This window comes from Ruegeria sp. BJ3 (assembly GCF_056535665.1).
The window spans coordinates 1-19435 of sequence record NZ_JBQFIT010000002.1 but is presented as its reverse complement, the minus strand read 5'-3'; the positions used below and the strand labels follow the sequence as shown (position 1 = coordinate 19435).

Here is a 19435-nt window from a genome sequence, read left to right as displayed (position 1 = left end):
CAAATGATCCGGGTTCTGATCGCAGGTTTGGGCAACATGGGCCTCAGCCATGCGCTGGCGCATCATCACCATCCCGACGCCCAGATCGTGGGTCTGGTGAACCGATCCGGGACAGTGGATCACCCGGATTTGCAGGGGTATCCGGTCTTCACCGATTTCCATACGGCGCTTGCAGACACCAACCCTGATCTGGCCGTGATTGCCACCTATTCCGACAGCCATGCCGACTATGCCTGTGCCGCAATGGACGCCGGTGCGCATGTATTTGTCGAGAAACCCCTGGCCACCACGGTCGCAGACGCACGCCGTGTCGTCGAGAAGGCCACTGACGCCAACCGAAAGCTGGTGGTTGGTTACATCCTTCGGCATCACCCCTCGTGGATGCGGTTGATATCCGAGGCGCGTGACCTGGGCGGCCCCTATGTCTTTCGCCTGAACCTGAACCAGCAGTCCGACGGCCCGACATGGGAGACGCACAAGGCGCTGATGCAAACCACCTCACCCATCGTGGACTGCGGTGTGCATTACGTCGACGTCATGTGCCAGATTACCGATGCCCGGCCGGTTCGGGTCAACGGCATGGGCCTGCGACTGTCGGACGAAATCGCACCCGACATGTACAATTACGGCCAGTTCAAGTGGTGTTCGAAGATGGCTCGGTTGGTTGGTACGAGGCCGGTTGGGGTCCTATGATGTCCGAAACGGCGTTCTTCGTGAAGGACATCGTTTCACCCAATGGCGCGGTTTCCATTACCGAAGGCAACAAGGGCGCATCCGATGATGTGGACGGCCACACGAAGGTGGGCGGCATTCTTGTGCACAAAGCCAGCGGCGACACCCTGATCGAGATGGATGGCGAACCCGGCCACCAGGAACTGTGCGACGCCGAACAAGCCTACATGCTGCGAGCCATCGCGCAGGACATCGACCTGACCCGCCACATGAATGACGCGGTGCAATCCCTGCGGATCTGCCTTGCCGCCGACCAAAGCATTCGATCCGGCCAGCCGGTCGACCTGAAGGAGACGTGACGTGACCGCCCTGAAACTGACCAATGTGTGCAAGTCCTTCGGACAGGTAAACGTGCTGAAAAACATCGACCTGACCGTCGAGGAAAACGAATTCGTGGTCTTTGTTGGCCCCTCGGGTTGCGGCAAGTCCACCCTGTTGCGCGTGATCGCGGGGCTTGAAGAGGCGACCTCGGGAACGGTGGAAATCGATGGCCAGACCGTCAACGAGGTCCCACCGGCCAAGCGCGGCATCGCAATGGTGTTCCAGTCTTATGCGCTGTATCCGCATCTGACTGTTCGGGGGAACATGGAACTGGGCTTGAAGCAGGCCGGTCATCCCAAGGACGAAATCGCGCGCCGCATCACCGAAGCCAGCCGCATGTTGTCACTGGATCCCTATCTTGAACGTCGCCCGGCAGAGTTGTCCGGCGGTCAACGCCAGCGCGTCGCGATCGGCCGCGCGATCGTGCGGAACCCGAAGCTTTTCCTTTTTGACGAGCCATTGTCCAATCTGGATGCCGCGTTGCGCCTGAACACCCGGGTCGAAATCGCAAACCTGCACCGCCAGATCGACGCCAGCATGATCTACGTGACCCACGACCAGACCGAGGCGATGACTTTGGCGGACAAGATCGTCGTGTTGCGGGACGGCCGAGTCGAACAGATCGGCAGCCCGATGGAGCTGTACAACAACCCCGCCAACCGGTTCGTGGCCGAGTTCATCGGGTCTCCGGCGATGAATTTCGTGCCCGCCGATCGGGTCGGTGGATCTGGCCGGCAACTCATCGGCATTCGCCCTGAATACGCTCGCCTTGGGCAGTCGGGTCCGCTTTCGGGCACAGTCGTTCACGTGGAAAACCTTGGCGCAGATACCAACGTGTTGGTCGATATCGGTACCGAAAAGCCTTTTACCGTTCGGGCCTTTGGTCAGCATCAGGTGTCCCCGGGGACACAGGTCGGCATCGACTATGATCCGGCCAATGCACTGACGTTCGGAGAGGACGGGTTGCGGCTTTGATCGGGCGCGTTCAGCGCCCCCAATTGTCGGCCGGGTCGCTGTCGGCATAGTCGCGTAGCTGCGGAATATCCGAGATTTCCGCGTGGTTGCGGTTGATCTTCACCCCCACCGCCTTGAGCCGCGAAAACGCACGGCTCAGGCTTTCGGGTTTCATGCCCAAACGCCCGGCGATCAGCATCTTGTCATAAGGCAGCTCGACTTCGCAGGCGCCTTCGTCGCAGTCACACAGGTTCAGCAGGAACTCGGCCACCCGCTGCGCCCCGGTCTGGGCCTTGAGCTGTTCCAGCTGGGACACCAGCGAATGCAGATGGGTGAAGGTCGAAGCCAGGATCGAGATCCCGATTTCGGGATCGGTCTTCATCAAGGAAATCAGCACCGGGCTGGGAATGTGCATGATCTCGCAGGCCGAGACAGCCTCGGCCGAAACCGGATAGGGCACGTTGCGCAGCGCCACCGCCTCACCAAAGCTTTCGCCGCGGGTAAAGACGCTGACCACGGCCTCAGCCCCGGTGGGCGACATGCGGAACAGCTTGACCCATCCGGCCAGCACCACATGCACAGCCTGAGCGCTTTCTTCCTGAACAAAGATCGTCTCGCCACGGTCATACTGACGCCAGATCGCGTGGCTCAGCAGGGTTTCGACATGCTGATCCGGCAGGCTTTTGAGCAGCAGCGACTGCCGCGCAATGGCTTTTTGTGCTTCATGCGCCACGAAGGCATCCCCTTTTGTCCGGCCGAATAACCGGCCCATTCATCCCTGCGCCAGCCTATGCCAAACCCGCGCGCCGCGCACCACCCTTTTCCCGGCGTCGCTTGACTATTGTCATGTTCCCGACGCGCGCGCACCCCTAGTTTTCGGTCCAGCAGCCAGTTTTCCGGGGAGATCGAGACATGGATTACGAGCGTTTCTTCAGCCAGAGCCTCAGCGACCTGAAGGCCGAGGGCAACTATCGTGTCTTCATCGACCTGCAGCGCAAATGCGGCGCCTTTCCCAATGCCCGCCAGACTGATGGCGCGGCGGCACGGGACGTCCGCATCTGGTGTTCGAACGACTATCTGGGCATGGGCCAGCACCCCTCGGTGCTGGCGGCGATGCATGACGCGCTGGACCGTTGCGGCGCCGGTGCGGGCGGTACCCGCAACATTTCCGGCACCACTCATGACCACGTCCTGCTGGAGCAGGAACTGGCCGACCTGCACGGGAAAGAGGCGGCGCTGCTGTTCACCTCCGGCTACGTCTCGAACTGGGCCGCGCTGGGGACGCTGGCGGCGAAGATCCCCGGCCTGATCGTGTTCTCGGACGCGCTGAACCATGCCTCGATGATCGAGGGCATCCGCCATTCGCGGGCGCAGAAGGTGATCTGGAAGCACAACGATCTGGACGACCTGCGCGCCAAGCTGGCCGCCGCCGACCCCGAGGCGCCCAAGATGATCGCCTTTGAATCGGTCTATTCGATGGATGGCGACATCGCGCCGATCAAGGAAATCTGCGACCTGGCCGATGAATTCGGCGCCATGACCTATCTGGACGAGGTCCATGCCGTCGGCCTCTACGGCCCGCGCGGCGGCGGCATCGCCGAACGCGAGGGTCTGATGGACCGCCTGACCGTGATCGAGGGCACGCTGGGCAAGGCGTTCGGTGTTGTGGGCGGCTATATCGCCGCTTCGGCCGCGCTGTGCGATTTCGTCCGCAGCTTTGCCAGCGGCTTCATCTTCACCACCGCCCTGCCGCCGGCGATCGCCGCCGGGGCTGCGGCCTCGATCCGGCATCTGAAACAATCAAATGCGGAACGCGACCTGCAGAAGGAACGCGTGGCCCAGGTTCGCGCCTGGCTCGACGCCGAGGGCATCCCGCATCTGCCCAACCCCAGCCACATCATCCCGGTGATGGTGGGCGACCCGGTCAAGTGCAAGTTCATCTCGGACACGCTGTTGGAAGAGTTCGGCATCTACATCCAGCCAATCAACTATCCCACCGTCCCCAAGGGCACCGAGCGGCTGCGCATCACGCCTTCGCCCGTGCATACCGATGCCGATATCGACCATCTGGTCGGCGCGCTCTCGGCGCTGTGGCAGCGGTGCCAGATCGCCCGGATGCCGATGGCCGCGCAATAGATTTCTGTCCCTGAACTGGCAAGCCGCCGTGCCCCTGTGCGCGGCGGTTCTTTTTGCCTCAGACCAGATAGAGCGCGAAGATCAGTGCCGCAAAGGTGCTCAGCACCAGCGTGAAGCCCCGCAGCCAGGCCGGGCTGCATTCAAGGTCGAGATACCGCGCCAGGATGATGCGGGCCTTGAACAAGGCCAGCAGCAGGATGCCGCCCCCGACCAGCCGGGGCCCAACGGGCACGAGGGTCAGCAGGGCCGAGACCAGGCTGAGCGCGATCAGGCCGGCCCAGGCGCGGGTCAGGCGATCCGCATGGGTGTCTCGGACAAAGGAAAAACTCGGCATCGCGTCACCCCAGCAGGTAGATCACCGGAAACAGCAGGATCCAGACCAGATCGACCATGTGCCAGAACTGGCCGCCGGCCTCGATATTGCGGGGATCGTCGCGCCAGGCGACCAGCAGCAGAATGGCGACCCCGGCCAGCACATGCGCGGCGTGAAACCCGGTGAGAAGGTAGTAGAACAGGAAAAACGGGTGGGTCTCGTAGCTGATGCCCTGCGCGGCCTTGCCGCCATATTCCGCGCCCTTGATGATCAGGAATACCACACCCAGCAGGGCCGCGCCGATCAGGGCCAGCCTTGCGGCGCCGCGGCGTGCCGCCTGTCGCCAGCGCAGGGCCCGCGCCACCAGAAAGCCCGAGGTGACCAGAACCCCCGTATTGAGCGCGGCCCCGGTGCGGTAGAGATGGGCTTGCGCCTCGGCAAAGCCTGCCGGGTCGGTCAGGCGGACGCCCATGAAGGCGGTCAGCCCGGCCCCGAACACCAACAGTTCCGAAACGATCAGAACCCACATCAGCAATTCGCCGGGCAGCTCGTCGATCAGGGACGCATCGCTCATGCGCCGACCAGTTGGCGATAGATCTGCGGCAGCGCCATGGTCAGGCGGTTGGGGTCGGGGATCACCGCGAACCCGCCCTGCCCGAACATGCGCGGGAACCAGCTTTTGCCGGTCTTGTCGATGGTGACGCCAAAGACCGACTGCCCCGCCCGGCGCGCCTCGCGCACGGCCATGCAGGTGTCTTCGATGCCGTGGCGGCCCTCGTAGTGGTCCAGATCATTGGGCTTGCCATCGGTGATCACCAGCAGCAGCCGGCGCTTGCGCGCCTGCGCCGCCAGATCGGCCGAGACATGACGGATCGCCGCCCCCAGCCGCGTGTAATGGCCCGGCCGCAGCGACGCGATACGCTGTTCCACGGTGGCGGTCATGGGCTCATTAAACTTTTTGCAGCGCTGCACATAGACCCGCTGGCGTTTCAGTGAACTGAAGGCGTGGATGGCGAAATCGTCGCCGCAGGCGTTCAGACCCCAGGCCAGCGCCGCCAGCGCCTCGCGTTCGATGTCAATCACCGCACGCCCCGCGACCGCGCTTTCGGTCGAGCGGCTGACATCCAGCAGGATCGACACCGCCAGGTCGCGCGCCTCGGGGCGGGATTGCATCCAGACGCGCTCGTTGCCCTCGCCATTGGCGTGGCGGTCCACGGCGCTGCGCACGGCGGCCTCGATATCCAGCTGGTCGCCGTCCAGATGGCCGCGGGTCATCACCCGGCCCGGACGCAGCGCCTCGAACTGGCGCTTGACGGCGCGGATCCGGCGAGCGGTGGCCGGGTCCTTGCCGAACTCGGCGGCATCCTCGCGGATCTCGGCTTCCGAGGTCAGAACGTTGACGTGATCGGGCAGATACTGCCCCGTGCGCACATCCCATTCCGGGTACAGCACACGCCCCGACAGGCGCTCGCGGTTCACGTCCTCGGGCGCGAGATCCAGATGCAGTTTCAGCCGGGTCGGCGGGGCCTTCGAGATCTGGCCCAACCCGATCTCATCCTGGTCGTCGGCGGCCTTCTTGGCGTTGTCGGGATCGTCATCGTCGACCCGGCGGTTGAGGTTGAGGAACTCGGCCCAGCTGAGGATCGCCTCGAACTTGTGCAGGATCAGGCTGTCCTGCCGCTCGGCCTGGTCGGATTTGCGGCGACGGGCGCGGTGGGTCTTTTCGCCCGATTCCTCGGGTGGGCCGTCGGTGTCGCGGCTTTCGACCTCGGTGTGTTCGGAAAAGGCGACCGCGCGCAGCTCGGGCCACAGGGGCACCGGGCGGAACGGCTGGTACCCGCGCGGGGCGGCCACGTCATCGCCCAGGGCGTCGTAGGCCTGGGCGCGGGCGGACAGGGGCGCTGGGTCGCCCAGCATCCGGCGGATCAGGTCTTCGACGGCGGCCTCGGCCGGGGGCAGGCCGGGCAGGTCGCGCTGATACAGCAAGCCCTTGCACAGCTCGGCGTAAAGCGGGCGCAGGCCCGGCGCGTCTTCGAGCGTTGCGGCGACCATCGCGCCGGCCGCCTGCAGGGCGCGCAGATCGGCGCGCAGGGGATCGTCCTCGTCGATGCGGGTTCCGGCATGGGCGGCCACCGCCGCCAGCCAGACATAAAGCGCGCCATTGGCTTCGCGCGCGGGAAATACGGCCAGCCGATCGGGCAGGCGCAGGACCTCGCCGTCGAAACTGGCGCGCGGGATCAGCTCGGCCTCGGTGGCCAGCTTGCGCCGCCAGCTCAGCCGGTGGCGCGAGAGCTCAGGCGAAACCGGACGCAGCTCGACGCCCGGACTGCCGCCCAGCCCCCGGAAAAGAACGGCCAGCCGCCCCGCGACCTGCGACAGGTCGACCGCGGCTCCTTCGTGCACCTCTGGTGCATCAAGGCGGCTGGCAAGGGTGTGCCACAGTTTCCCGATCGTTTCTTCGGGTTCCCATGGCTCAAAGTCGATCCTGACCATCGCCGGCCTCACCCAAAGACGGCGGTGACAAGATCGAGGAGCCCGCGTTTGATATCCTCATCATCGGTCAGAGGTTCGATCATGGCGGCAAGGATGGCGCGGTCGGTGGACATGCCCTGCGCGATCAGCGTCGCGGCATAGACGACCAGGCGGGTGGATACGCCTTCCTCGAGGTCCTGACCCTTGAGCCCGCGCAGTTTTCCCGCCAGCCGCACCAGCGGCTTACAGCGTTCCAGCGGCAGTCCGCTTTCCTGCGCGACCACCTCGGCCTCCATCTGAGGCGAGGGAAAGTCGAATTCCAGCGAGATGAACCGCTGCCGGGTCGAGGGTTTGAGGGTTTTCAGAATGTTCTGATAGCCGGGGTTGTAGGACGCCACCAGCATGAAGCCGGGCGCGGCCTCAAGCTCTTCTCCGGTGCGGTCGATCGGCAGGATGCGACGATCGTCGGTCAGCGGGTGCAACACCACGGTCACGTCCTTGCGCGCCTCGACCACCTCGTCAAGGTAACAGATCGCGCCTTCCCGCACCGCGCGGGTCAAGGGACCATCGACCCAGACCGTCTCGCCGCCCTTCAGCAGGTAACGCCCGATCAGGTCGGCGGCGGCCAGGTCGTCGTGGCAGGCCACGGTATAGAGCGGCCGGCCAAGGCTGGCGGCCATATGGGCCACGAAGCGGGTCTTGCCGCAACCTGTCGGCCCTTTCAGCAGGACCGGCAGCTTGTTGGTATAGGCGGCGGCGAACACGTCGCATTCATCGCCTTGGGGCAGGTAGAAGGGGGCGTCTGCCGCCCCCTTTCCCAGTTGCATCGATCCATCCATGTTCATGACTCCGCTGCCACATGGTCAGGATCGCTTTCCAGACGCTCGCGTTCGACCGGTCCTGGTTCGACGATCTCTTTGCGCGGAACCCAGATCGAGTAGATGAACAGCAGCGCACCGATGACCGCGACCAGACCGGAGCCGAAGCGCATCCAGTAGAAGATCGCGATCTGATCCTGCACATCCATGTAGTAGTCACCCACCACGCGCTGCATGTGCGTCTGGACGGTACCGGCGAAGGTCAGCACGAAGGTCATGAAGACCATGCCGCTGGTCATCAGCCAGAACGAGGCCATGTTCAGCACCTGGTTGTACGGATCCCGGTTTTTCAGGATCGGCATCGCATAGGTGAAGATCGCCAGGTTGAGGCAGACATAGGCGCCGTAGAAGGCCAGGTGCCCGTGAGCCGCGGTGATCTGCGTGCCGTGGGTGTAATAGTTCACCCCGTGCAACGTGTGCAGGAAGCCCCAGACACCGGCGCCGAAAAAGGCCAGCGTGGCACAGCCCAGCGACCACAGCAGTGCGGCCTTGTTGGGATGGTCCCGACGGCCTTTCCAGACCATGACGAAGGCAAAGGCCATCATCGCGAAGAACGGGATTACCTCGAGGCTCGAGAAGATCGACCCGATCCACTGCCAGTAGCCCGGCGTACCGATCCAGTAATAGTGGTGCCCGGTACCCAGAATGCCCGAGAACAGCGCGGCGGCGACGATGACATAAAGCCATTTCTCGACCACTTCGCGGTCAACACCGGTCAGCTTGAGCATCAGGTAGGCCAGGATCGAGGCCATGATCAGCTCCCACACGCCTTCGACCCACAGGTGGACGACATACCACCAGTACTGCTTGTCCAGCGACAGGTTGCCCGGGTTGTAGAAGGCGAACAGGAACAGCAGAGCCAGACCCCACAGGCCCAGCAGCAGGATGTTTGTGATGGCGGTCTTCTTGCCCTTAAGAACGGTCAACGACACGTTGTAGAGGAAGATCAGCGCCGCCACGACGATGCCGGCCTTGACCCATTTGGGTTGCTCAAGGAACTCGCGCCCCTCTTTGCCCAGCAGCCAGTTGCCTTCGAACAGGTTGAAGACATAGGTCAGCACCACACCCAGCGTGCCCAGAATCAGGATCGCCAGCTGGATATAGGCCAGCTTGGTCGAGTGGATCTCGCGCTCGGCCTCTTCGGGGATCAGGAAATAGGCCGCGCCGAAAAAGCCGGTGATCAGCCATACGATCAGCGCGTTGGTGTGCAGCATCCGCACGATGTTGAACGGCAGAAGCTCGCTCAGAAAGTTGGGGGCTACATAGATCCAGCCGGCCAGCAGACCGCCGATCACCTGGATCGCGAACAGGGCCATTGCGAATGCGAAATAGGCATAGGCCACTTTTTGGGATTCGTATTTCATTGCTCCGTTCCCTTCTCAGCCCGCGTCATTCGGGGGCCAGTCCTGAGCGTCGATATTGTCCGTCCAGATCAGGAAGTTGGCCAGATCACGGATCTCTTCGTCGCTGAGGTTGAATTGGGGCATCTGCCGGCGACCGGGAATGCCGGTGGGTTGCGCCTCCATCCAGCCCTTGAGGGATTCAAAGGCCGATTCCGGGTCGTCCAGAACGCCCCAGCGGGTCATCACGTTGGCGACCTCGGGGGCGAAATAGGCACCCTCACCCATGATCGAGTGGCAGTTGATGCAGGCGTGTTTTTCCCAGACATGCTTGCCCCGGATCACGCTTTCATCCAGCTTCGCCGAGTTCGGCGAATTGACGATGTAGAGGTGTGAGTGGGCCGACAGGGCCAGAAAGATTAAGATGAAGAACAGTGACCCGCCATAGAATATGTTGCGGGCCATGCTCTTGGTCATGACTTCTCGCATTGCGCTCTCCTTTGCGCCGCTTTGCTGGTAGTGGGACAATGGCGGGATGGGCGGTTTGCCGCCTTAACGAAAGTCAAGACTCTGCCCCGCACGCGGCCAATAGGCTACATTCCCTTAAAATAAGCGTGAAATGCCCCGAAATCGCCTTGAACCGCGTCTATCAGGGTGCCAAGTCAGATGGAGTTGCCGGGTCTGTGTTGTGCGGTTCCAGTGTCTTTGAATGAGTGAGTGAACGAGTAAAAGATGGCGAACTATTCCTATATCGGCTACGCGCCGGGGGTGATTTCACTTAGTTTTACCGGGTTTAACTCCGGGACCATCACTCTGAGTTCAGGCTACGATCCGAACACCGATCGCCGGGTATTTGACGTAACCGATGCGGCCGGTGGAACGCTCGTGAACGGGGACCCGGACAATGGAACTGATTTTAACGGCGACCGTTTCAACAACGAAGTCGGCGATGACCTGACACAGACAGGCATTGTCACCAGTCTTGACGGATCAACCACCTTTGATTCCGGCGCTATCTATCTGGAAGAATCCTACGCCCTGACCAAACCGGGCGGCGGTACGATCGATGTTTTTCGGGTCGAGGTTGAAGGAAGTCTTGTAGGATACATCACGTCCGAACCTTTGGTACCCGGTACCGCCTATTCCTTCATTCGTTCGAATGTGACCCCGTCGAACGCGCCGGACACCACCGATCCTACAGCGATCGTCGACGTGCCCTGCTTTACCGCCGGTACGCTGATCGATACGCCCACCGGCGCCAAGGCGATAGAAGATCTGGCGGAAGGCGACCTGGTTCTGACGCTCGATCACGGCCCGCAACCGATTCGCTGGATCGGCTCGCGCACCTTGACGTCGGCCGAGCTGCGAGCCAAGCCACGGCTGCGGCCGGTCTGCGTGTCTGCGGGTGCGCTGGGGGCGGGTCTACCGCGGCGCGATCTGCGGGTCTCTCCGCAGCACCGGATGCTGGTCCGCTCGGCGATTGCCGTGCGCATGTTCGACGCCCAAGAAGTGCTGATCCCCGCCCATAAGCTGGTCGGCGTTCCCGGCGTTCATGTCGATGAAACTGCCAGCAGCGTGACGTACTACCACATTCTGTTCGACCGCCATGAAATCGTGACCGCCGAGGGGGCTCCGTCGGAAAGCCTGTACACCGGGCCCGAGGCTCTCAAAAGCATTGGCTGCGATGCCCGAGACGAGATCTTCGAGATATTCCCCGAACTTGACGACCCGGATCATGTCCCGATCGCCGCTCGGCCCATTCCCGAAACCGGCAAGCGTGCGCGGCACATGATCCATCGGCATGTCAAAAACGCGCGACCATTGATCGACCGGGCCTGAGCCTCTCAGGACGGTACTGCACGCGGACCCACCAAGGCCGGCCACATCGCCACCACATACAGCGCCATCGCGCTGATCCACAGCCCGTCGGCGACCAGCATGGTGGTCAGAAATTGCGCGTCCAACCCGGACCCAATCCAGCGCAAGATCGCAGCCAAAGCCATCGCTCCGTAGGCGACGACCACCGGAGCGGGGGCGACCAGCGCCCTGCCGCTATGGCCAAGCGCAGCGCGGCTCATGACCGCCAGGGTCATCCCGCCCACACAGCCGATGCCCAACACATGCAGCGCACCGAGTTCGCTGCCGAGGCCCAACAGGCTCATTCCCCACAGAACCAAGCCAAGGCCCAGCATCCCCAGGGCCAGATGCAGCGCAAACAGGATCGGCTGCCGGAGCGCCCAAGCCCCCCGCCAACCTGACAGGCGCAAGCCCTGTATCACTCCGAGGACCAGTGCCATTATCGCGACTGCGTACCCGGCCCCGAAGATCAGCATCGCAGCGGGCAGCAGCAGGGCCAAGACCATATTGCTTTTTTCCATCCAATCGCGACTGACAGGCCACTCAGCTTCGGGCACGCCTGCGCGCTTCATTGCGTTGCGCGTAAAGGCCGGAGTGATCCGACCACCCAGAATGGCGATCATGGAACACAAGGCCAGCAAACCTGTGCGCAGACCGACATCCAGGGTTCCGGCTGTCACACCGATCCAGTCCAGATGGGTCAACAGGTTTGAGACCCAGATGTAGGCCAGCAACAGAAGAAAGATCATATTCTGCGGTTTTGGTCGCCGGATCAACTGGGTGGCGATCTTGGCGGCAAGAACCGGCACGAAGGCGAGGTCGAGCACCGCGACAATCACCGGGTCGATCGCACCCGAGAACCACAGTGCCACGCGCCCGACCAACCACAGCGCCGCTGCAGCGGCAATAAACAAGCGCCGCGCCTCGGGGGCGCCGGTCCAGTTGGGGACGGCGGTCAGAAAGAACCCGCCCAGTGCGGCACTGGCATAGCCGAAAACCATCTCGTGCGCGTGCCACATCGGCGGGCTCATGGCATAGGGCGCCTCGGTCCACATTTCGACCCCGGCCAGCGTTGCCAGCCACCCTCCCCAGGCCAAACCGGCAAACACGCCGTAAAGACCTGCAAACAGAAAAAAGACCCGGAACCCCTCACCCATAACGCGCGTGATTGCCGATGGCATGCCTGCTCTCCTTGGCCAAACTGTTCGATGGCCAAGCACTAGCAACCGCCGGGCCCGCCCCCCTTAACCAAAATCAAGCGTCGGCGAAAACATGACCCCAAAAGCACTTATTTTCATGGCTTTTTCGGCCCCATTTCCGTCTGAACACCCCCTCCGTTGACTTTCGTCAAGGAGAAGACGCCGTCCCGGCGCAGTGTCCGGCCTGCCTCACCAGCAAACGGAGAGTGATCATGTCACTTGGAATCAGCCATTACACCACCGGCCGCGCCTTCAGGGTCGGTCTGGCCATGTTGTTGGGCAGCGTCGCTGCTCCGACATTCGCCGAAGAGCCAACCCTGAGCGACGAGGCCTTCGAGGCTTCGAAACAGCTCTACTTCGAACAATGTGCCGGTTGCCACGGCGTGCTGCGCAAGGGCGCCACCGGCAAGAACCTCGAGCCGCACTGGAAGAAAACCGCAGCCGACGGCACCGTGACCGAAGGCGGCACCCTGCAACTGGGCCAGGAGCGCCTTGAAAAGATCATCGCGTGGGGCACCGAAGGCGGCATGAACAACTTCTCGGACATCATGACCGAGGAGCAGATTCGCGACATGGCGACCTACATCATGATGGACGCGCCCAAGCCGCCGGAAATGTCGCTGGAACAGATGAAGGCGACCCGCAAGGTCTATGTCGAAGAGGCAGACTATCCGACCGAGCCGCTGCACGGTCGCAACTGGAGAACTTCTTCGTCGTCATCGAACGTGACGTGGGCAAGGTTGCCGTAATCGACGGCGACACCAAGAGGTGCTGACCCACATCCCCACCGGCTATGCCGTGCACGTTCTGAAAGCGTCCGAACACCACAACCTGACCGAACCGGAACACCCGGGCCGTTTCTGGTACACCATGGGTCGCGACGGCAAGATGACCAAGATCGACCTCTGGCAGACGCCGGACAAGATGTTGGTCTCGGAGGTCAAGATCGCCTATGACGCCCGCGACGTCGCAGTTTCCGGCGATGGCAAATACGTCATCGGTGGTGGTTACTGGCCGCCGCACTTCGCGATCGTTGACGCCAAAACCATGGAACCGCTCAAGGTCGTTTCGACCCGCGGCGTGAACGTGGACGGCGACTATGTCGAAGAGAGCCGCGTGGCCGCGATCTACACGACACCGAACGAACCCACTTGGATCGTCGCCGTGAAAGAACTGGGCCAGTTGTGGCAGGTCGATTACACAGACCTCGACAACCTGCGCATCGATAAGATCGACAGCGCCAAGTTCCTGCATGACGGGTTCTTTGACCCGACAGGCCGCTATTTCCAGATCGCCGCGAACGCGTCGAACAAAATGGTGGTCGTCGATACCGAAACCCACAAGCTGGAAGCGATGATCGACACCGCTGCCTTGCCGCACCCCGGACCGGGCGCAAACTGGGTCGATCCGAACTGTGGACCCGTCGCCGGTACGACCCACCTGGGTGTGGGTACCGTGACCGTTTGGGGCAACGACCCCGAAGGCCACCCGGATCAGGCTTGGAAGGTCTGCTACGAAGTGGAGACGGACGGCCCCGGCCTGTTTGTCCGCACCCACCCGAACTCGGACTACATCTGGGCTGACCAGACCAAACACCCCGAGCCGGAAATCCAGCAGTCGGTGCAGGTCATCTCGAAAGAGACCGGCGAGATCGTGAAAACCATCCAGATCACCGAAGACGAAGGCAGTGCCGCCGTTCACTTTGAATTCAATGCCGACGGCACCGAGGTCTGGGTCTCCAAGTGGAACCTGTCGGACTCCAAGGAGCCCAACGGTCAGATCGTGATCTTCGACGCCAAGACGCTGGAAGAGATCGGCCGCATCGACGGGCTCTATGCGCCGACCGGCAAGTTCAACGTCTACAACCGCTCGAACCACGTCACCTGACGGGTTCGGACCAAACACAGGAAAGGGCGGGCCCCTCGCCCGCCCTTTCCACGTTCGCGGGGCCGCTCTGGCCCGGTGAAACCTCAGCCAATTTCACCGGCCTGACACCCAAGGCCAGACAAGACAGCCAAAACGGAGCCTGGACATGACCCAGTCCGAACCGGAAAAGAAAAAACCGATCTGGCGCCGGTATTTCCTGTGGGGAATGCCCGTGGCCGGCATCGCCGCCGCCTTTGTCGCCGGCATCATCTTCTGGGGCGGGTTCAACACCGCCATGGAAGCCACCAACACCGAGAAATTCTGTGTCTCGTGCCATGAGATGCGCGACTACATCTATACCGAGTACAAGGGCACGATCCATGACGTGAACCGCTCGGGCGTGGGCGCGGTCTGTTCGGACTGCCACGTGCCCAAGGACTGGACCCACAAGATCATCCGCAAGATCAAAGCGTCGAGAGAGCTGTACGGCAAGATGGTCGGCTCGATCAGCACGCCCGAGAAGTTTGAGGCCAAGCGCATCCATCTGGCCATGAACGAATGGCAGCGGATGAAAAAGACCGACTCGCGCGAGTGCCGCAACTGCCACGATTTCGAGTCGATGATGCCCGAGTTCCAGAAGCCCCGCGCCCGGCAGCAGCACCTGAACGCGATGGAGGTCGGCCAGACCTGCATCGACTGCCACAAGGGTATCGCACACTCGAACATCCGTGACCGCGCACCCGAAGATTTCCTGGAAGAGCTCGAAGCCCCGAACCCGGCCTTCGCCCGTCCGATCCCGCCGGAATACCTGGCCAGCCTGGAACGGATCGAAGCCAAGGAGGCCGCCGAAGCCGAGGCCGAGAAAGCCGCCCGCAAGGCCCAGCAGGAGGCTGTGCAGGCACAGATCGCCGCCGCGGTCGACGCGGCTGTGGCCGAGGAGCGCGCCAAGGCCGATGGCACCGCAACCGACGCCGCGGCCGCGGGCGGTAGCGACGTGGGCGGCAACATCGACTGGAACGCCGTGGCCAGCACCGATCTGAAACTGTTCTATCCGGGACAGGCTTCGTTCGAATGGGTACAGAACGGCAAGACCCACGGCGGCGCACGCCCGCTGACCAAGGGTGGCGACCAGTGCTCGACCTGCCACGCCAAGGAACTGGACGCGATCGGCAACAAGATTGTCGCCGGCGGTGATCTCGAACCGACCCCGATCCCCGGCAAGCGCGGGGTGATCGACGCCACGGTTCAGGCCGCGCATGACGACGAAAACCTGTATATCCGGTTGCAATGGGCGGATGCGGGTCACAATCCCGTGCCCTTCGTCGACGGCGGCAAGATGGACCCGGACAACCCGATCAAGGTCGCCATGATGATCACCGGTACCGGGATCGAGCTGGGCGAACAGGTGGGGTGCTGGGCCTCGTGCCACGCCGACAACACCTATATGCCCTTTGCGCCCGATGTCGAAACCATCGCCGCCAACCCGGACGTGGCTGGACGCCTGACGGCCAAGGACACCGTCACCAAGTACATCAGCGAAAGCCGCACCGAGGTCGAAGTCAAAGGCCGGCGCGGCAAGCCGCTGGGCGGCTGGGACAAGCTGCAGGCCGAAGAGCAGATCGCGCAGTACCTGCAGGACGGCACTTTCCTTGACCTGATGCGCGTCTATGCCGACGGCAGCGCCACCAACGGCTATCTGCTGGAACAGCGCGTGGTCAATGATGGCGAGATCTCGGCCTCGGCCAGCCTGTCGGGCGGCATGTGGACGGTGGTGTTCTCACGTCCGCTGAACTCGGGCGCGCCGGGCGACGTCCCGCTGGAGCCGGGCAAGACCTACACGGTGGGCTTTGCCATCCACGATGACCATACGGCGGCGCGGTTCCACCACGTCACGCTGAACACCAGCCTCGCGCTGGATGACGACAGCGCCGACATCAACGTGGTCAAACAGTAACGAAAAGGGGCCGGCGATCCGGCCCTTTTCCCAACCGAGGAGACATGCGACCATGACGACCAAGCCCCTTCTGACCGCAGTCCTGGCCCTTGTTGCGGCCCTGCCCTGGCCGATGAAACCGACCAGATCTGCGCCGAGGCCGAGGAGCGCTATGTCGAACTCTTCGGCGAACCCTCTGACGCAGCGCAGGATGCCGAGGTGGTGCTGATGTACAAGTACAACTTCTGCCCGGCCCGGATCACGGTCAAGCCCGGCACCACGGTTCGCTGGGTCAACGTGGACAAGCGCACCAGCCATTCGGTGCTGCTTAAAGATGGCAGTCAGCCCGATCCGACCGCATCTTCCCCGAGGAAACGATCGATATGACGTTCCTTGAGCCCGGCCCGCAGGACTATCTGTGCGGCCCTCATTGGGAAACCCAGAACATGGTCGGTATGGTCACCGTCGAACCCTGAACGCAGGCAGACATACAGGCAAACAACAGGAGCGCGGGCGCAAATCCCGCGCTCCTTAACTTATGTCAAGGAGGCCCCTTTGCGAATGCGCCAGTCTGCGGCCATGACACGCCCGGCCACCCCAGCAACGTCCCGATCCGCCGCTCTGTCCGCGCTCGGAACCGACCGGAACACCCGGGTCCCGATGACATTCAGACCAAGCGAGATTGCACCATGAGCGGTAAGGTTTTTCTGATCGGCGCCGGACCCGGAGACCCCGAGTTGATGACCCTGCGCGCCCTGCGGATGCTGCGCGAGGCGGATGTGGTGGTCTACGACCGCCTGGTCTCGGACGAGATCCTGGCCATGCACGCCCCCGGCGCGCGGCTTATCCCCGTGGGCAAGGCGCCCAAATGCCATACCGTGCCCCAGGACCGGATCAACCAGATCCTGCTGGAACAGGCCCGCGCGGGCCACATAGTTGCCCGCCTCAAGGGGGGCGATCCGATGATCTTTGGCCGCGGTTCGGAAGAGGCGGCGTTTCTGACGGACCATGGCATCGCCGTGGAATACGCGCCCGGCATCACCGCGGCGCAGGGGGCAAGCTGTTCGACCGGCGTGCCGCTGACCCATCGCGGGTTGGCCACATCGGTGCAATATGTCACCGGCCATCGTCAGGCCGACAAGGTGTTGGACCTCGACTGGAAGCGCCTGGCGGACCCTGACACCACCCTGGTCATCTACATGGGCGTCGCCAATATCGGCCAGATCGCCATGGGCCTGATGACCGAGAATCTGCCGGGATCGACCCCCGTCCTGGCCGTCGGCAAGGCGACCACCCCGGACGAGCGCCGCCTTGTCTCGCGTCTGGACCGTGTCGCCGCCGACGTGCGCGCGGCCGGTCTGGCCGCCCCCACCCTGTTCATTATCGGCAAGGTCGTGTCGCTGTATGCCGAACGGCCCGTTGCAGAGTTGCTGGAGCACGCTCATGGCTAGGACTCTGCCCATTGAACCGGCCCGTCGGGACTGGTCCGGGCGCGCGGTATTGACCGCCGCCGTGCTGGTTGCCACCTCGGCCTTTGCCGCCGACACGCTGGATCCCAACGCGTTGAAACGTTTGGTGCATCAGGATTGCGGGTCCTGCCACGGACTGACCCTGAAAGGCGGGCTGGGCCCCGATCTGCGTGCGGGAAACCTGCAGCACTATGACCCCGAAATCCTGACCGGCGTAATCCTGGACGGCATCCCCGACACGGCCATGCCGCCCTGGCGGCCCCTTATCACCGAGGAAGAGGCCGAATGGATCACCCGTTATCTGCTGAAACCGGAGGCGCAATGAAACAGTTTGTCCTTGGCCTCGCGGCATCGCTGCTGATGACCGCAGCCCATGCCGAACCCACCGCCACCGGAGACCTGGGGCTGGTGATCGAGCGGGCCGCCGGTTCGGTCCTGCTGGTCGATCAGTCCGACCGCGCCGCGCTGGCACGGATCGAGGGGCTGGGCGATCTGTCCCATGCCTCGCTGGTCTATTCGCCGGATGAACGTTTTGCCTATGTGTTCGGGCGCGACGGCGGGCTGACCAAAGTCGATATCGTGACCCGTCAGATCGCCAAGCGCGTCGTACAGGCCGGCAACGCCATCGGTGGGGCGATCTCTGACGATGGCAAGCTGGTGGCGGTGTCGAATTATGAACCCGGCGGGGTGCGCGTCTTTGACGCCGACACGCTGGATCTGGTGGCCGACATCCCTACCGGCAGCAAGACCATCGGCCTTGTCGATGCACCCGGCCGCCGTTTCGTGTTCACCATGTGGGATACGGGCGAGACCTGGATCGCCGATTTCGCCCGCGGCACCGACCCTCAGATCACCAAGATCACCGACATGGGTAAAAATCCTTATGACGCACTGATCACCGCCAATGGCCGCACCTACATCACCGGCCTGTTCGGGCAGGACGGGCTGACCGCTCTGGATTTGTGGGACGACACGCCCGAACCGATCCGGGTGCTGCCCGGTTATGGGCGCGGCCAACAAGAGATGCCCGTCTACAAGATGCCCCATCTGGAAGGCTGGGCGCATACGGGCGCCGAATTCGTATTGCCGGCCGTCGGCCATCACCAAGTGCTCTGGGTCGATGCCGACACACTCACGGAAACCGGGCGCACCCAGACGTATGGCCAGCCCGTCTTTGCCATGGCGCGGCCCGACGGCCGGCAGGTCTGGGTGAACTTCGCCCACCCGCTGAACGACACGATCCAGGTGATCGACACGGTCAGCAAACAGGTCATCCACGAGTTCAAACCCGGCCCGGCGGTGCTGCACATGGAGTTCACCCCGCGTGGGCACGAGGTCTGGATCAGCGTGCGCGATGCCAACAAGATCATGGTCTATGACACCCACAGCTTTGAAAAGCTGCGGGAAATCCCGGCCGACAGCCCTCGGGCATCTTCTTCACCGCGCGTGCGCACAGAACGGGGCTGTAAGCGATGCCATATCACCGACCCGATCGACCGAAGGCTGCTGGATGACTGGCAGCGCGATTTTCCCGTCACCGACCGGCCGTTCCAAGTGCTGGCCGCGGCGCTGGGGCTGGATGAGGCCGAAGTGATCGACCGCCTGGACCGCATGCGCGCCGCCGGGCGCATCACCCGCGTCGGCGCGACGGTCGCGCCCGGCGTGGCCTCGGCCAGCACCCTGGCCGCCGTCGCCGCGCCCGAGGAGAAGGTGGAACAGATCGCCGCCCTGATCGACGCCGAACCGGGCGTGAACCACAATTACCAGCGCGAGGATGACTGGAACCTGTGGTTCGTGGCCACCGGCCCCGACCGGGCGCATGTGGATGCCACACTGGCCCGGATCAGCGACCGCACCGGGCTGCGCGTGCTGGATCTGCGTCTGGTCCGCCCGTTCAACGTCGATCTGGGTTTTCGCATGTCCGATTGTTCGCGCCGCGTGCCTCGGCCGCGTACGGTCGACCGG

General features: G+C 63.2%; 18 protein-coding genes and 2 pseudogenes. 12 read left to right on the top strand and 8 right to left on the bottom strand.

From position 1 onward, the window contains the following. The first annotated feature begins 3 nt into the window (after positions 1 to 3). Positions 4 to 1031, top strand: a pseudogene (locus ACR3EL_RS17550) (Gfo/Idh/MocA family protein). Between the two features lies 1 nt (position 1032). Next, the gene (locus ACR3EL_RS17545) at positions 1033 to 2028 is read left to right on the top strand and encodes an ABC transporter ATP-binding protein (protein ID WP_480722478.1); all 996 of its coding nucleotides are present in this window, start codon (positions 1033 to 1035) and stop codon (positions 2026 to 2028) included. A gap of 10 nt (positions 2029 to 2038) precedes the next feature. Here the strand turns inward: ACR3EL_RS17545 and ACR3EL_RS17540 are convergent, their stop codons facing one another. After that, positions 2039 to 2740, bottom strand: a complete 702-nt coding sequence (locus ACR3EL_RS17540) for a Crp/Fnr family transcriptional regulator (protein ID WP_093963736.1) — start codon at positions 2738 to 2740, stop codon at positions 2039 to 2041. Between the two features lie 179 nt (positions 2741 to 2919). Between ACR3EL_RS17540 and hemA the strand changes: the two genes are divergently transcribed. Then, the gene (gene hemA / locus ACR3EL_RS17535; protein ID WP_480722477.1) at positions 2920 to 4143 is read left to right on the top strand and encodes a 5-aminolevulinate synthase; all 1224 of its coding nucleotides are present in this window, start codon (positions 2920 to 2922) and stop codon (positions 4141 to 4143) included. A 58-nt stretch (positions 4144 to 4201) separates the two neighbouring features. Here hemA and ACR3EL_RS17530 read toward each other — a convergent pair whose 3' ends face one another. From ACR3EL_RS17530 to ACR3EL_RS17505, 6 genes are read right to left on the bottom strand one after another with little or no spacing between them, the layout of a single operon-like run. Continuing rightward, a complete protein-coding gene (locus tag ACR3EL_RS17530) occupies positions 4202 to 4477 on the bottom strand; it encodes a cytochrome C oxidase subunit IV family protein (protein WP_170341783.1) in 276 nt (91 codons plus the stop codon). Between the two features lie 4 nt (positions 4478 to 4481). Further along, positions 4482 to 5030 (bottom strand): cytochrome c oxidase subunit 3, encoded by a 549-nt coding sequence (locus tag ACR3EL_RS17525; RefSeq protein ID WP_170341781.1) that lies wholly within the window; start codon positions 5028 to 5030, stop codon positions 4482 to 4484. Further along, complete coding sequence (locus ACR3EL_RS17520) at positions 5027 to 6949, bottom strand: nitric oxide reductase activation protein NorD (RefSeq protein WP_170369452.1); 1923 nt, start codon at positions 6947 to 6949, stop codon at positions 5027 to 5029. Before ACR3EL_RS17520 ends, ACR3EL_RS17525 begins: the two co-directional genes overlap by 4 nt. Before the next feature lie 8 nt (positions 6950 to 6957). Further along, positions 6958 to 7773 (bottom strand): CbbQ/NirQ/NorQ/GpvN family protein, encoded by an 816-nt coding sequence (locus ACR3EL_RS17515; protein ID WP_093963187.1) that lies wholly within the window; start codon positions 7771 to 7773, stop codon positions 6958 to 6960. After that, positions 7770 to 9170, bottom strand: a complete 1401-nt coding sequence (locus ACR3EL_RS17510) for a cbb3-type cytochrome c oxidase subunit I (RefSeq protein WP_170341777.1) — start codon at positions 9168 to 9170, stop codon at positions 7770 to 7772. Before ACR3EL_RS17510 ends, ACR3EL_RS17515 begins: the two co-directional genes overlap by 4 nt. 15 nt (positions 9171 to 9185) lie before the next feature. Continuing rightward, positions 9186 to 9635 (bottom strand): c-type cytochrome, encoded by a 450-nt coding sequence (locus ACR3EL_RS17505; protein WP_093963737.1) that lies wholly within the window; start codon positions 9633 to 9635, stop codon positions 9186 to 9188. A gap of 243 nt (positions 9636 to 9878) precedes the next feature. Between ACR3EL_RS17505 and ACR3EL_RS17500 the strand changes: the two genes are divergently transcribed. Further along, a complete protein-coding gene (locus ACR3EL_RS17500; protein WP_480722476.1) occupies positions 9879 to 10985 on the top strand; it encodes a Hint domain-containing protein in 1107 nt (368 codons plus the stop codon). A gap of 5 nt (positions 10986 to 10990) precedes the next feature. Here the strand turns inward: ACR3EL_RS17500 and ACR3EL_RS17495 are convergent, their stop codons facing one another. Continuing rightward, the gene (locus ACR3EL_RS17495; RefSeq protein ID WP_480722475.1) at positions 10991 to 12184 is read right to left on the bottom strand and encodes an NnrS family protein; all 1194 of its coding nucleotides are present in this window, start codon (positions 12182 to 12184) and stop codon (positions 10991 to 10993) included. Positions 12185 to 12414: 230 nt separating this feature from the next. On the opposite strand from ACR3EL_RS17495, the gene ACR3EL_RS17490 reads away from it, so the two are divergent. The 8 genes and pseudogenes from ACR3EL_RS17490 to ACR3EL_RS17455 form a co-directional block, all read left to right on the top strand. Continuing rightward, positions 12415 to 12951: a c-type cytochrome gene (locus tag ACR3EL_RS17490; RefSeq protein ID WP_480722474.1), complete on the top strand. Its 537-nt coding sequence runs from the start codon at positions 12415 to 12417 to the stop codon at positions 12949 to 12951. Positions 12952 to 12970: 19 nt separating this feature from the next. Beyond that, positions 12971 to 14089: a cytochrome D1 domain-containing protein gene (locus ACR3EL_RS17485; protein WP_480722473.1), complete on the top strand. Its 1119-nt coding sequence runs from the start codon at positions 12971 to 12973 to the stop codon at positions 14087 to 14089. Between the two features lie 145 nt (positions 14090 to 14234). Then, on the top strand, positions 14235 to 16022 hold the full coding sequence (locus ACR3EL_RS17480) for a NapC/NirT family cytochrome c (RefSeq protein WP_170369460.1): 1788 nt from the start codon (positions 14235 to 14237) through the stop codon (positions 16020 to 16022). Positions 16023 to 16229: 207 nt separating this feature from the next. Beyond that, on the top strand, positions 16230 to 16388 hold the full coding sequence (locus ACR3EL_RS17475) for a cupredoxin domain-containing protein (protein WP_480722472.1): 159 nt from the start codon (positions 16230 to 16232) through the stop codon (positions 16386 to 16388). 302 nt (positions 16389 to 16690) lie between these two features. Then, positions 16691 to 17452 carry a uroporphyrinogen-III C-methyltransferase gene (gene cobA / locus ACR3EL_RS17470; protein ID WP_170461611.1) on the top strand — a complete coding sequence of 254 codons (762 nt, stop codon included), beginning with the start codon at positions 16691 to 16693 and terminating at the stop codon, positions 17450 to 17452. Next, positions 17445 to 17795 carry a c-type cytochrome gene (locus ACR3EL_RS17465; protein ID WP_170369467.1) on the top strand — a complete coding sequence of 117 codons (351 nt, stop codon included), beginning with the start codon at positions 17445 to 17447 and terminating at the stop codon, positions 17793 to 17795. The genes cobA and ACR3EL_RS17465 overlap by 8 nt, the downstream gene beginning before the upstream one ends. After that, positions 17792 to 18939, top strand: a pseudogene (locus tag ACR3EL_RS17460) (cytochrome D1 domain-containing protein). The gene ACR3EL_RS17465 and the pseudogene ACR3EL_RS17460 overlap by 4 nt, the downstream one beginning before the upstream one ends. Next, on the top strand, positions 18917 to 19435 hold a 519-nt coding region (locus ACR3EL_RS17455; protein WP_480722471.1), incomplete at its 3' end, for an AsnC family transcriptional regulator. The pseudogene ACR3EL_RS17460 and the gene ACR3EL_RS17455, both read left to right, overlap by 23 nt.